Source organism: Frateuria aurantia DSM 6220 (assembly GCF_000242255.2).
In the GTDB taxonomy this organism is placed as follows: Bacteria; Pseudomonadota; Gammaproteobacteria; order Xanthomonadales; family Rhodanobacteraceae; genus Frateuria; species Frateuria aurantia.
Genome location: NC_017033.1, coordinates 3,371,603 through 3,385,281 on the forward strand (window position 1 = coordinate 3,371,603; position 13,679 = coordinate 3,385,281).

A 13,679-nucleotide genomic window follows, 5' to 3' on the forward strand; every position below is an offset into this window, starting at 1 on the left:
GCCTCGCCCGATCAGGCCGTGACCGCAGCCACCGCCGCGGCGACACGATCCAGGTTGTTCTGGTTCAGCGCCGCCACGCAGATACGGCCGGTACCGATCGCATAGATCGCGTATTCCTCACGCAGGCGGTCCACCTGGGCCTTGCTCAGACCGGAGTAGGAGAACATGCCGGCCTGCTCGCGGATAAAGCCGAATTCACGACCGTGGGCGGCCAGACGTTCGACCAGACCGTCACGCAGGGCATGAATACGGGTCCGCATCGCACCCAGCTCGGCTTCCCAGCGCCCACGCAGCTCATCACTGCCCAGCACCCCGGCAACCAGCGAACCGCCATGCGTGGAGGGGCTGGAATAGTTCGCGCGAATGACCCGCTTGACCATCGACTGTACCCGCACGGCTTCTTCCTTCGAAGCACCGACGACAGACAGTGCACCGACGCGCTCGCCGTACAGCGAGAACGACTTCGAGTACGAGCTGGCGACCACAAAGGCCTCGATGCCCGAATCGGCAAACAGACGGATCGCCTGCGCATCGGCATCGGTGCCCTGGTCAAAGCCTTGGTAGGCGATGTCGATAAAGGGCAGCAGCTGCCGCTCCTTGACCAGTTCCACCACCTGCTTCCACTGTGCGGTGTCCAGATCGACGCCGGTGGGATTGTGGCAGCAGGCATGCAGCAGCACCACGGTGCCGCTTTCCAGCTTGCCCAGATCTTCCAGCAGACCAGCGAAATCCAGGCCATGAGTCGCCGGGTCGTAATAACGATAGTCCTCGACCTCGAAACCGGCGCTGGCAAATACCACGCGATGGTTTTCCCAACTGGGATTGCTGATCGCGATCTTCGCCTTGGGCAGCACCCGCTTCAGCAGATCGGCACCCACGCGCAACGCACCGCTGCCGCCGATGGTCTGGGAAGTGGCGACCCGGCCGGCTTCCAGCAAGCTCGAATCGGCACCGAACAGCAGGCGCTGGGTGGCCTTGGTATAGGCCGGCAGACCGTCTATCGGGATATAGCCGCGCGGCAGGCCCTTGGCGGCCAGCGACTGCTCGACTTCGCGGACCGTATCAAGCAGCGGAATCCTGCCCTGCTCGTCGTAATAGATGCCCACGCCCAGATTGACCTTCTCGGCACGAGTATCGGCGACATAAGCTTCGGTCAGACCCAGGATCGGATCACCGGGGGCCATTTCAACGGATCGGAAAAGGGACACAGGAAGGGTTCTCAGTCTATGGTGGTGGAAACAGGGATGGGTTCGGAGGGTGCCTCGGCAACGGCTTCGCTCCCCGCCAACCAGGCATGCGCATCAGCCGCGGCCGCACCATCGCGCGCGCCCAGCGAGGCGAAGTCGAAAAGATCGCGGTCAGCCAGCTGCGAAGGCGCCACATTGCCCAGCGCGCGGAAAATCATGTCGCTGCGACCGGGAAACTCACGCTCCCACTCGTCGAGCATGCGCCGTACTGTCTTGCGCTGCAAATGCTCCTGCGAGCCGCACAGATTGCAGGGAATGATCGGGAACTGGCGCTGGTCGGCATACTGCGCGATCTCGTCCTCGCGACAGTAGGCCAGCGGCCGGATCACGATATGGCGGCCGTCATCCGATTGCAGCTTGGGCGGCATCGCCTTCAGGCTGGCCTGGAAGAACATGTTCAGAAAGAACGTGGCCAGAATGTCATCGCGATGATGACCCAGTGCGATCTTGGTGATGCCGTTCTGCGCCGCCCAGGCATACAAGGCACCACGGCGCATGCGCGAACACAGGCTGCACATGGTCTTGCCTTGCGGGATCAGGCGGCTGACCGTGCTGTAGGTATCCTGCTCGATGATCTTGAAGGGTATCTCGCGGGAGGCCAGGTACTCCGGCAGGACCTCGGCGGGAAAACCCGGCTGCTTCTGGTCCAGATTGACGGCAACCAGCTCGAAGCGAACCGGAGCCTTGCGCTGCAGCGACAGCAGCATGTCCAGCAGGGTATAGGAATCCTTGCCGCCGGACAGACAGACCATCACCCGGTCACCGTCCTCGATCATGCGGAAGTCGGCGATGGCACGCCCCACCTGATGGCGCAGGCGCTTGGCCAGCTTGCCGGCCTCATAGACCTGTTTGCGGGATTTTTCGGTGGAACCGGACATCGATGGCACTGCGTTTCGCTCGGATCGGGCCGTCATTGTAACCGCTAACCCGCACCACCGACCGGGAAAAACGGCCACGTCAGGGGAGCCCGAGCGACACCGCCGCCGCTCACCGATCTGACACCGTCCCGGCTCCGGCCGTCAGGCCGGTCCGGGACGACTGCCATGACTCAGGACCAGTTGCCGGAATCGCCGTCGTCAAAGCCGCCGTTGTCGACAAAGCCACCATCATCATTGCCCAGAAACCCCTGATCCGGGGCTTGCTCATAGACATTGGTCACGTTCTCGACAACATCCGGGGCCCCATTGCCGCCGAAGAAGCCGCCCTCGCCGTCATGATGACCACTGAACATGCTCTGCAGGCCTTCGGCCAGGAACATGCCACCGGCAACACCTGCCGCGGTACGGGCGGCACTGCCCAGGAAACTGGGCTGTGCCGCCTGCGGGGCCGGCGGAGGAGGCGGAGCGGCATTGCCGCCACCGAAAAAGCGGTCGCGCCAGCTCGGGGCCGCCTGCTGGTTCATGCCCGGCGGAGGCGGCGGTACGGACCCCGCACCATAACCGGCGCCGCCCAGAAAGCTGGCAGAGGCCGGATTCTGGCCTTGGGCCGCCTGCAACTGGCTGAGCTGGGCCTGAGCGGCCTTCAAGGCCTGCTCCAGCAGAATCGCCCGCTGCACCAGCAGGTAGCCCGGATCGGGCAGGCTTGCCAGCCGTTGCTGGATCAAGGCGGAGGCCTGCGGGTCCCGGGCCGTGGCCGGCGTCGCCGCCAGCCGGTTCAGAAAGTCTTCCAGCAATTGTTGCTCTTGGGGAATCATCAGCCTTTCAACCTCGCGTGCATGGTCATGCGGCACTGACGCAACAGTGCCCTCGCTCACAATCTGGGCCCGACGGTGTATCGATTAAAGGGCTGCGTTGACGCATTGATCACTTCGGTTCAGCCGGCGTAAGGCCGGGTGGCGCGGGTGACGGGCAAGCGTCGCCGCCTGCCGCCCGAGCGGCCTCAATGCGCGGCGCTGGCGGTGACGGCCGGCGCCGTTTCCTCATGCGCGCCCCGCAGGGGATGGACCACCACGGTCGCCGTCATGCCCGCCGACAGCACCATGCCTTTCGGCATCTGGCTGGGGTCGATGGAAATCCGCACCGGCACGCGCTGCGCCAGCCGGACCCAGTTGAACGTGGGATTGACGTTGGCCAGCTGGTTGCTGCCGGTGGGATTGTCGCGATCAGTGATGCCGCGCGCCACACCGATGATCTTGCCCTTGAGATGAATGCCGCCAGCCATCAGGCGGATATCCACCGGATCGCCCACCCGCAGCCGCGGCAACTTGGTTTCCTCGAAATAACCGTACAGATAGAAGCTGTGACTGTCGATCAAGGCCATCTGCTGGGTTCCGGCGCTGGCGTAGTCGCCGACCCGGACCGTCACGTTGGTGGCATAGCCGTCCACCGGCGCATGGACTTCGGTGCGACGCAGATTCAGCTCGGCCGTCGCCACCGCCGCCTCAGCCTGGGTTTCAGCGGCAAGGGCCTGCTCGTGGGCCGCCTCGGCCTGACCCAGTGAAGCCTCCGCCTGATGCCAGCTGGCTTCGGCGGCACGGGCGATGGCCACCGCATTGCTGCGCGCTTCGACCGAGATCACCGTACCCTGCGGAATCCGCTGGCGCCGCTCGGCCTGTTCGCGATACATCTGGTAATCGGCATGCTTGGCCACGACCGCCGCTTTGGCCGCCGCGATATTGGCCACGGCAGCCTCGACATTGGCCTGGCTTGCCGCCCGATTGGCACGCAACTGATTCAGCGTCAACTGGTAGCGCGCCTGATCGATCACCAGCATCACGTCCCCTTGATGCACGAACTGATTGTCGACCACATTCACCGATGTCACCAGGCCGGCGACGTCAGGCGCAATCTTCACGACTTCAGCCCGCACCCTGCCATCGCGCGTCCATGGCGAGTACATGTAGTGCTTCCACAGGGCTGCTCCGACGAGTATCGCCAACAGGAAGATGAGAAGTGTCGTGGCAAAACGAAGTACGGACTGGGTATTCATGACACCGAGACTGGAGAATTAGAAAAGGATGAGGCCCAAGGCCCCGAACAGGGACGCAAACACGGCAAGACGGAACAAGGACGGGTGCCATACATAGCGGTACAGGCCCAGTCGCCCGATCAACAGATCCATGCCCCACAACAGGCTCAGACAACCGATCAGGACCAGCAGCAGACCCGGCACCAGAATGCCTGCTATTTCGATTTCACGTGGCATGGAACCAACCATTCGGCAAGGATTGCAACAACTCCACATGACGAATCAGCAGCGACTCGTCGTCATAGAGTTCGACACGCAGGTAATACAGATCGGCCAGCAGCAGCTGCACTGCGCCCGGGTCGCGGTCATGCTCGGCACGCAATACGGCAATCGCCGATGCCAGGCCCTCGCTGACCCGGTCCCAGGCGGCTTGGTCGGGCTGCTGGTAGAGCTGGGCCCAGTCGGCGATCAGCGGACCCAGCAGATGCTGCCAGCGGCCGGACACATCCTCGCGCGCCAGGTGCCGGCGCAGCTCGATCAGCCCCCGGCCGACGCCATGTACGGATAGCGACATAGCCAGCAATTCGGCCGAAACATGGGAGTCCGACGGCGTGCCTGCCACGATCTGCAGCAGCAGGTCACGGCTGATGCTCTCGAAACGGTTGCGCAGGCCATCCAGCGGCGCCTGGGCCGCTACCACCACCTGGCGTCGCAGCTTCACGATCTGGCGATGCCGCAACCAGCCCGAGCCGCTGAGTCCGGGGATGATGTTGAACATGCCCCATACCGCCAGAATGCCCATCAGCTGGCCCAGCGCACTGTCCAGAAAGACCACCGGCTGATAGCCCAGGACATTGACGCCGTTGATCACCGCAATGCCGCCCACCCCCATGCCGAATCCCAGAAGCGTGGTCTTGGGCCGGGACAACAAGGCGCCAAGCACCACGAACATCGGCAGGGTCGCCACCATCAGCAACAGAAATCCATCTACCCGAGGCAAGGCCCAGAAACTGACCACGAAGGACATCGCGGTACCGAGCAAGGCGCCTTTGCCGATGGTCGCCACGGCATTTTCCGGCCGCGGTACGGCCGCCAGCAGACCGCTGAACACCGTGGCCAGCAGGACGCCCGAAGTAGCGTAGTCCCAGCCGCTGCCGATCCAGAAAATGCTGAGCGCTCCCATCGTCAGAAAGGTCCGCAAAGCCGTGACCCCGGCCACCGCCATATCGCTGCTGCGATAGAACTTCGCCCGCTCCACGCCGCCCTGCAGACGCCGCCCCGCCAGCTCGCCACGCACCCTCACCATCTGTCGCAGCTCGACGGCCATCCGTTGCAGCATCGCCGAGCCGGTATCGAACTCGATCCTGGCCTCCTGTTCCACCAGCTCTCCGCGCAGCCTTGAGGCCAGCTTGTCCCATTCAGCCAGGCAATCATCCAACCGTGGCCGCAGCACCTCGCTGTCATAACGCCCGGCACCGGACACGTCCAGGGCTTCGCCGATCGGGTGATACAGCTCGATCAGCGCCTGCGCCGTGGACTGGTGCCCGGCCCGCAGCAGACCGTCGATAAAATGATGGGCTGCCTGGAAACTGGTGGTGGTTTCCATAAACAACTGGTTGAAAAAACGCAACCGCGAACTGCGGGCATGCGCCTCGGCGTTCTCGAACACCACCGTGCTGCGCATATCCTCCAGCGCCACAGCCTCGCGAGTGAATCGCAGATACTCTTTCGCCATCTCCTCACGCGGCATGGTGCCAATGGTGGTGCCGCGCATGAAATCGATGAAATGGGCGTACTGCTCGGCAAAACTGCGCCGCAGCGCATCGAACACCCGCTGCGGCATCAGGCCGTCACTGATCACCGCCGACACCAGAATTCCCAGCAGCACCTCGCTGACCCGCATCACGGCCGAGTTGAAGACCGCGGAAGGATCATGCACCACCGGCAGCATCACGATCACGGCGGTATAGCCCGAAAGCACAAAAGCATAGGCGGCGAAACCACGGAAAAAGATCGCTCCGCCCGAACATAGCCCCACCCAGACGCACAGGCTCAGCAGCAGCAGCACGGGCTCCTGCGGGAACAGCGCCATCAGCCCCAGCATCACCAGACTGCCGGTGACGGTGCCGATCGCACGATAAAAACTTTTCGCCAGCACCATGCCGCTGTTGGGGTGCATGACGATGACCACCGTCATCATCGTGGTCAGCGGCTGGGTGAGGCTCAGGCGCAGCGCGATCCAGCCGGCGACATACATGGCCAGCAGAAACTTGAATACGAACAACCAGGCCTGAAGGTCTCCGGGCAGAGAGATCTTCAGTTTGGGCAACCATGCACTTCGTTGGCGCTGAACGCTGGACATAGCTGCGGGACGGCCCTAGAAGCCGGCCAGAAGTTTTTTGAGCAGATGCTCGAACTGCCTGATCTCGGCCGCATCCAGCGTTTCCGTGAAACGATCCAGCAGCACGCAGACCTTGGGCAGGATCTCCCGTATCGAGCGCTTGCCATGCTCGGTCAGATGCAGCAGCACCTTGCGCCGGTCATGAGCGTCGACTTCGCGCTCGATCAGGCCCTTGCCGACCAGACCGTTGGCCAGCCGAGTGATATTGGCCGATTTCTCGCCGATGGCATCGCCCAGTTCCGAAGGAAACATCGCGTAGTCCGGGGTGCCGAACATCATGGCCAGAATGTTGTATTCGGGATTGGTCAGCCCGAAGTCGCGCAAGATGGCGTTGGCGCCATCATGCAGCGACTTGTGCAATACCCGGGTCAGCCGCACCACCGAGGCGCGCTCACGCGGAAACGCCGGGAAGCGCGCCTCCGTAAGTGCAAGGCGCTGCTCGACAGACTGCAGATTCATGAGACTCCGGATATCAGCCGACGGCGGAATCGCCGATCAGATCGAGCAATATACTTCAGAATTCAACTATTCAAAAGTAAAACTTTAACATCCCGCACATATCTTGCAGGACGTGGAGTTCAGCCGCCCTTGACCGGATAGGTCTGGAAACCGCCGCCATTGTCCGCCGGTGCCGCCTCGGCCGGACTCGTCACCGGTGAGCGGTAGCTGCCCTGCCCCGTGACCGGGCCCAGTCGCGAACCACAGCTGTAGGCCCCCCAGGGCTGCTCGCCGTCATGTGGCTGGCCCAGCGGCTTGACCGTATCGGCCGACAATTCCGAAGCCTCGTTGCGCGCCATGATTTCAAGCTCGTCGCGCACCTTGATGTCGTTCCGTGACATCGGCCCCACATGATCGGCTACCGACACCGTCACCTTGCCGACGTAACGGCAGGCGCTGACATCGCGATTCCATGCCGTGTGCACCCGCTGCCCGCCCTCGTTCAGCTTGATGCCCCAGGTACAGGCCGTCAGGACCACCACGGATACACACCACCAGGTCTTGCTCATGTCACTCTCCAGGCCACGAAAAACCGGGCCGGAACGGCCCGGTCGCTATCGTAGCTTATTGCGCGCCAGACTCAGGGCTTGCTTGTCTGAACAGGCTTGCCATCAGCATCGAGCACTTCGACCTTGCCCAGATTCAGAGCCCGCACCGGCGCCTCGATCTGCTTGAGGTCACCGACAATCACCCAGGTCAGGGCCTGGGGATGGACCATTTCCTCGATGGCCGCCTGCGCCTGCGGTTGATGCACGGCCTGCAGATGCTGGGCCAGGGTGGTCACATAGTCATCCGGACGGTGATACATGACATTGCCGCTGAGGGCATCGAGCACCGCGTCGGCGGTCTGATAGGCACCGGGCAGGCTGCGGATGTCATTGTCCTTGATCTTCTCCACCTCGGCCTCGGTCAGCGGATGGGCACCGATCACGCCCTGCGCTTCATGCAATACCTCGGTGATCGAGGGCGCCGTCTTGTCTGACTGTACCGGCGCATAGAACAACAGCGGGCGCTGACCGATGGCATTGATCAGGATACTGAAAGCACCGTAAGCCCAGCGCTTGTTCTCGCGCAGATTCATATTGATGCGTGAAGTGAAGGTGCCTCCGAAGGCATCGTTGGCCACTTTCAGCGCCAGATTGTTCGGTGCCAGCGTTGAAGGGGCCAGCAGGCCGGCCATCACCACCGACTGCGGCGCATCCGGCCGGTCGATCAGAAATACCCGCGGCACGGGCTGGGCCGCCACGGTGGACAGTGACTTCACCGGGACCGGACCGGCCGGCGCCTGCCAGTGGCCAAAGGCCTTGTCCAGCGCCGGGACGATCTTGGCCAGACTGGTGTCGCCCGACACCAGGATGGTGACATTGTCAGGACGCAGCCAGTGCTGCTGGAAAGCCACCAGATCAGCCGGTTGCAGCGACTGGATCGAAGCCTCCGTGCCCGATCCGGTGAATGGCACGCCATAGGCATGGTCCGTGCCGTACAGCAAGGGCGGCAAGGTCCTCAGGGCCATCGACATCGGCTCGGTCTTCTGCTGGGCGATATTGGCCAGCCACTGGCCGCGGACCCGCTGCATATCTCCGGCCTTGAACGCCGGCTGCAGCACCATCTCCGACAGCAGGTCCAGCGACGCCTGCAGCTGGTCATTGAGCGCGCTGAGCGAAGCATTGGACATGTCCAGACCCACGCCAAAATTGATCTGCGCCCCCAGTCGCTGCTCAGCCTCGATCACCGCGACCGAATCCCGCTTCTGCGTACTCTCGCTCATCATCCGCGAGGTAAAAGCCGCCGTGCCCAATCTGCCACCGTGGTCGGCGGCGTAACCGGCGTTGAACAGCAGCTGGACATCAGTGACCGGAATGGCATGCCGAGCGGCCAGAATCACCTGGATGCCATTGCTCAGCCGGGCCCGTTCCACCTTGGGGAAATGCAGGCCCGGGAACTGGCTGACCACGGGCACGCCTTTGCTGCGATCGACGGTACTGGCCGTAGTCCGATACGCAGCCTTGGCTGGCTGGATCGCCGCCGGACGTCCCGCCGCGGCCGGCAGCGGACGAACAGCCGCATCTTCGGCCGCCAGATTCTGGGTCGCCGTCGCCGGCAGCACTTGCAAGGTGTAGCTGCCCTTGCCCAGCCAGTCCGCGGCCGCCTGCTTCAGATCCGCCGGCGTCGTCGCCATGGCCTGCTGCAGATCCTTGCGGAAAGCTTCCGGATCATGGCGATAGACCTGGCCTTCGGCCAGGAAAAAGCCTTGCTGGGTGACATCGTCCAGCTGCCGGATGGTATTGGCCCGCATCTGGATCTTGGCACGGGCCAGCTCATCGGCGGTCGGCCCCTCGCGCAGGAAGGCCTTGATCACCTCCTCGATCACCGCCTCGACCCGGGCCGGGTCCACGCCTTTCTTCACATCGGCCTGGATCTGCACCTGGCTGGCCAGCGCGAACGGTGAAATGCTGGCTGACACGTCATCGACCAGGTGATCCTGATAGACCAGCCGCTGATAAAGCCTTGAAGTCCTGCCGCCGCCCAGTATCGTGGTGGCCAGATCCAGATCAATCGCCGGCCGGGTTCCCAGCTGCGGCACTACCCAGGTACGGATGATCCGTGGCTGGGCGACATGATCATGCTGAATGCCGTGCCGGTCACCGGCCAGCGGCGTGATCCAGGGCTGCTGACGCGCCACCGGCGGGCCGGCCGGAATATCGCCGAAATAGCGCTCGGCCTCGCTCCGTGCCTGGGCCGGCGTGATATCGCCGGACAGCACCAGGGTGGTATTGGCGGCACCATAATTGGCATGGAACCAGCCTTTCACATCGGCCAGCGAGGCGGCATTCAGATCCTTCATCGAGCCGATGGTGTCATGGGCATAAGGATGATTGGCCGGCAAGGTATTGGACAGGATGTTCTGGTCCACCCGGCCATAAGGGCGGTTCTCGCCCTGGCGCTTTTCGTTCTGCACCACACCGCGCTGGGTATCGAGCTCTTTCTGCCCGATCGCCCCCAGCAGGTGGCCCATCCGGTCCGATTCCATCCACAAGGCCATGTCCAGCGCAGTGGTGGGTACGGTCTCGAAATAATTGGTGCGATCGAACCAGGTCGTGCCGTTCATATTGGTCGCACCGACCTGCTCGAACGGCTGGAAGTAGGTGCCTGGATGATGCTCGGAACCGGAGAACATCAGGTGCTCGAACAGATGCGCAAAGCCGGTCTTGCCGGCCGGCTCATCGGCTGAACCGATGTGATACCAGATCCCGACCGCCACCACCGGTGCCTTGTGATCCTCATGCACCACTACGGTCAGCCCGTTGGGCAATACGAACCGCGTGTAATCGAGCTTGGGCAGCGCCCCCTCCCCGCTGGCCGCCAGCAGTCCCATCGGTACCAGTGCCATTGCACCGGCGAACAGGCGCATCCAGAGCGTATTCCTGCGAAACCCCATATCACTTCTCCCCAAAAGTGTGCATCGCCGACAGCGACGCTGCAGCCTAGCCCAAAGCGCAGCCTGCGGCAAAGTGCCTTTGCGGGCGCTGGGCAAACGCCTGAATCAGGCGATAATGAGGGCATGATCCATGTGATTCTGTTCCAGCCTGAAATCCCCCCGAATACCGGCAACGTGATCCGCCTGTGCGCGAATACCGGCGCCTCGCTGCATCTGATCGAACCGCTGGGCTTCGAGCTGGACGATACCCGTCTGAAGCGCGCCGGTCTTGACTACCACGAGTATGCCCGGGTCCGCCGCCATCCCGACCTGGCCAGCTGCCTGCTCGAACTTGGCCAGCCGCGGGTATTCGCCCTCACCACCCGTGGCCAGCGCCGACCCACCGAGGTGGCTTTCGCTGCCGGTGATGCCCTGCTGTTCGGGCGTGAAACCGCCGGGCTGCCTCCCTCCGTGGTCGAGAGCCTGCCACCCGATCAGCGTCTGCGCCTGCCCATGCAGGCCTCCAGTCGCAGCCTGAATCTGTCCAATGCCGTCGCCGTGACCGTCTACGAGGCCTGGCGGCAGCTGGGCTTTGACGGCGCCGCCTGATGGCTGCCGGGCCCGGCCTCTTTCGCCCCTTTCTGCTGCGGGCGGCCGCGCCCGCCTGTTTGATACGCACCGGCCGGGCCGGCATGACTACAATACGCCCATGACTGAAGCGACGCCTCTCCTTACCCTGCCGCGCCCCTTGCGCCGGATCGCGGCTCATACGCTCAAGCTGGTGCTCAATCAGGCACTGGCACTGGATCCGCAGACCCGGCAGCGCCTGCGTGGACTCGATGGCAGAATGCTGCAGGTGCATCTGACTGGCCCGGAACTGACCTTGGTCATCGCCGTGGAAGACGGCCTGATCGACATCCGGCCCGCTCACGACGACAGCGATCTGCGGATCTCCGCCACGCCCGGCAGCCTGCTGGCCATGGCTGTGCGCCGGATCAGCGGCCATATGGACGAGGCCGCTGTCGGCGGCAAGGTCGATATCGCCGGCGATGCCGAACTGGCTCGGCGGCTGGAGCGGCTGATGAGCCAGTATTCGGCCGATACCGAAGCCGCGATGAGCCAGCGTTTCGGCAATGTCATCGGCGTCCCGCTGGCCCAGGCACTGGCACGGGCCCGCGAGGCCTTGCGTCGACACGGCCGCAACTCGGTCGAGGACAGTGCCGCCTGGTTGCGCGAGGAATCGCGGCTCAGCATCGCGCCCGGCGAAATGGACCGGTTTCTGGATCAGGTCGACCTGCTGCGTGAACGCAGTGAACGCTTCGAGGCCCGCTATGAACGTGTGCGCCGCCAATTGCAGGAGGCCCGCTCGTGAAGTCGCTGCGCATTTTCTCCGGTTTGTTGCGCTTCGGCATGGTGTTGCTGCGCTACCGTCTCGATGAGTTGTTCGACGTGGTGCGTCCGTTTCGCCCGTTGAAACTGATCCGCCCCCTGCTGCCGCGTCCGCGCAGTGATCTGCGCAGCCTCTCGCGCGGTGTCCGTCTGCGTCTGGCCTTTGCCGAACTGGGACCGATCTTTGTCAAGGCCGGTCAGGTCTTGTCGACCCGGCGTGACCTGGTACCGGACGACATCGCCAACGAACTGGCGCTGCTGCAGGACCAGGTGCCGCCCTTCGACGGCCAGCTGGCCCAGGCCCAGATCGAGTCCGAGCTGAAGGCCCCGGTCAGCGAATTGTTTGCCAGCTTCGATCTGAAGCCGCTGGCCTCGGCCTCGATTGCCCAGGTCCATGCCGTGACCCTGCTTGATGGCGAAGAGGCCGTGGTCAAGGTACTGCGCCCGGGCATCGAGAAGCAGATCAACCGTGATCTGGGCCTGCTGCACTCTTTGGGTGAAATCGCCCAGCGCTGGTTGCCCAACTCCGACAAGATCCGCCCCCTGGAAGTGGTCCAGGAAATCGAGAAAATGCTGGAAAACGAGTTGGATCTGCAGCGCGAGGCGGCCAGTGCCAGCCTGCTGCGGCGCAACTTCGAAAGCGGCGTCGATCTTTACGTGCCCAGGATCTACTGGGATCTGACCGGCACCCGGGTGATGACCCAGGAGCGGGTCCGCGGCATCAGCTCCGATGACATCCTGGCCATCGATGCCGCCGGCGTCGACCGCAAACAGCTGGCGGCCAAGGGCGTGCGGGTGTTCTACGAACAGGTGTTCCGCGACAATTTCTTCCACGCCGATGCCCATCCGGGCAATATCTGGGTCGATCCCACCCGCATCGAGGAGCCGCGTTTCATCGCGCTGGACTTCGGCATCATGGGATCGCTGCCGGAAAAGGATCAATACTGGCTGGCGCAGAACTTCATCGCCATGTTCGAGCGCGACTACGCCCGCATCGCGCATCTGCACGTCGCCTCCGGCTGGATGCCGGCCTCGATCCGGCTGGACGAGCTGGAAGCCGCGGTCCGTACCGTCTGCGAGCCCTATTTCACCCGCCCGCTCTCCCAGATCTCCATCGCCGAGCTGGTGGTGAAGATGTTCCAGGTCGCGCGCCGCTTCCAGCTGACCTTGCAGCCACAGCTGATCCTGCTGCAGAAGACCTTGCTGAACATCGAGGGCGTGGGCCGCATTCTGGATCCCGAAATCGACATCTGGGCGGTGGCCCATCCGGTGCTGAAGCAGATCCTCAAGGATCGCTACAACCCGGCACGCACTCTGAAAGTGGTGCGCCGCCAGCTTCCCGAATGGCTGCATACCGCGCCGCAGATGCCGGCACTGGTCCGCGAGTGGCTGCAGCAAGGTGTCAACGGCAGCGCGGAACTGGCCGCCGCCCAGCTGCTGGTCAAGCAACAGCAGGAACTGGCCCGCCGCCAGCAACGGCTGCTGGCAGGCAGCCTGCTGGGCTTTTGCCTGCTGATCACCGCGGCCCTGCTGTTTATTGCCGGTCATACCAGTGACTGGCCCTGGGCCTTCGGCCTTGCCGGCCTGATCAGCTTTGCCTGGGGATGGCCGCGCCCGCGAGGCCCCGGCCAAGGCTGAGACCTGCCGCCAGTCCGGCATGATGATCGGGCCGGTCCCTGCCAGGGGCCGGCCCGATCCACTCACGGGCCAGCGCCGACAGCGCGCCGCTGTCATACCAGTCTGCCCGGCATCACAACCTCCGTCCCGGTCACCAAGTCAGCGCCTTGGGTTGCCTCCTCAACATCGCTTTTACTTCAGA

12 protein-coding genes are annotated in these 13,679 nt (G+C 63.7%); 3 read left to right on the forward strand and 9 right to left on the reverse strand.

Features of this window, described 5'->3' with window-relative positions; translation table 11 throughout:
- Positions 1–11 precede the first annotated feature (11 nt).
- The 9 genes from FRAAU_RS15320 to FRAAU_RS15360 all read right to left on the reverse strand — a co-directional run bounded on the left by FRAAU_RS15320 (position 12) and on the right by FRAAU_RS15360 (position 10,492).
- Positions 12–1,208 (reverse strand): amino acid aminotransferase, encoded by a 1,197-nt coding sequence (locus tag FRAAU_RS15320; RefSeq protein ID WP_014404430.1) that lies wholly within the window; start codon positions 1,206–1,208, stop codon positions 12–14.
- An 11-nt stretch (positions 1,209–1,219) separates the two neighbouring features.
- Positions 1,220–2,125: a tRNA 2-thiocytidine(32) synthetase TtcA gene (gene ttcA, locus FRAAU_RS15325; RefSeq protein WP_014404431.1), complete on the reverse strand. Its 906-nt coding sequence runs from the start codon at positions 2,123–2,125 to the stop codon at positions 1,220–1,222.
- Between the two features lie 170 nt (positions 2,126–2,295).
- On the reverse strand, positions 2,296–2,940 hold the full coding sequence (locus FRAAU_RS15330; protein WP_014404432.1) for a DUF2076 domain-containing protein: 645 nt from the start codon (positions 2,938–2,940) through the stop codon (positions 2,296–2,298).
- A gap of 185 nt (positions 2,941–3,125) precedes the next feature.
- The gene (locus FRAAU_RS15335; protein ID WP_014404433.1) at positions 3,126–4,175 is read right to left on the reverse strand and encodes an HlyD family secretion protein; all 1,050 of its coding nucleotides are present in this window, start codon (positions 4,173–4,175) and stop codon (positions 3,126–3,128) included.
- An 18-nt stretch (positions 4,176–4,193) separates the two neighbouring features.
- Positions 4,194–4,391: a DUF1656 domain-containing protein gene (locus tag FRAAU_RS15340; protein WP_014404434.1), complete on the reverse strand. Its 198-nt coding sequence runs from the start codon at positions 4,389–4,391 to the stop codon at positions 4,194–4,196.
- The gene (locus FRAAU_RS15345; RefSeq protein WP_169314770.1) at positions 4,381–6,483 is read right to left on the reverse strand and encodes an FUSC family protein; all 2,103 of its coding nucleotides are present in this window, start codon (positions 6,481–6,483) and stop codon (positions 4,381–4,383) included. Before FRAAU_RS15345 ends, FRAAU_RS15340 begins: the two co-directional genes overlap by 11 nt.
- 48 nt (positions 6,484–6,531) lie before the next feature.
- Positions 6,532–7,014, reverse strand: coding sequence for a MarR family winged helix-turn-helix transcriptional regulator (locus FRAAU_RS15350; protein WP_014404436.1), 483 nt, complete (start codon positions 7,012–7,014; stop codon positions 6,532–6,534).
- A 119-nt stretch (positions 7,015–7,133) separates the two neighbouring features.
- On the reverse strand, positions 7,134–7,562 hold the full coding sequence (locus FRAAU_RS15355; RefSeq protein WP_014404437.1) for a DUF4156 domain-containing protein: 429 nt from the start codon (positions 7,560–7,562) through the stop codon (positions 7,134–7,136).
- A 71-nt stretch (positions 7,563–7,633) separates the two neighbouring features.
- The gene (locus tag FRAAU_RS15360) at positions 7,634–10,492 is read right to left on the reverse strand and encodes a M16 family metallopeptidase (RefSeq protein WP_014404438.1); all 2,859 of its coding nucleotides are present in this window, start codon (positions 10,490–10,492) and stop codon (positions 7,634–7,636) included.
- 123 nt (positions 10,493–10,615) lie between these two features.
- On the opposite strand from FRAAU_RS15360, the gene FRAAU_RS15365 reads away from it, so the two are divergent.
- The 3 genes from FRAAU_RS15365 (at position 10,616) to ubiB (ending at position 13,498) form a co-directional block, all read left to right on the forward strand.
- Positions 10,616–11,080 carry a tRNA (cytidine(34)-2'-O)-methyltransferase gene (locus FRAAU_RS15365; RefSeq protein WP_014404439.1) on the forward strand — a complete coding sequence of 155 codons (465 nt, stop codon included), beginning with the start codon at positions 10,616–10,618 and terminating at the stop codon, positions 11,078–11,080.
- Positions 11,081–11,180: 100 nt separating this feature from the next.
- Positions 11,181–11,843, forward strand: coding sequence for a ubiquinone biosynthesis accessory factor UbiJ (locus FRAAU_RS15370; RefSeq protein ID WP_014404440.1), 663 nt, complete (start codon positions 11,181–11,183; stop codon positions 11,841–11,843).
- 38 nt (positions 11,844–11,881) lie between these two features.
- On the forward strand, positions 11,882–13,498 hold the full coding sequence (gene ubiB, locus FRAAU_RS15375) for a ubiquinone biosynthesis regulatory protein kinase UbiB (protein ID WP_052318011.1): 1,617 nt from the start codon (positions 11,882–11,884) through the stop codon (positions 13,496–13,498).
- Positions 13,499–13,679: the final 181 nt, after the last annotated feature.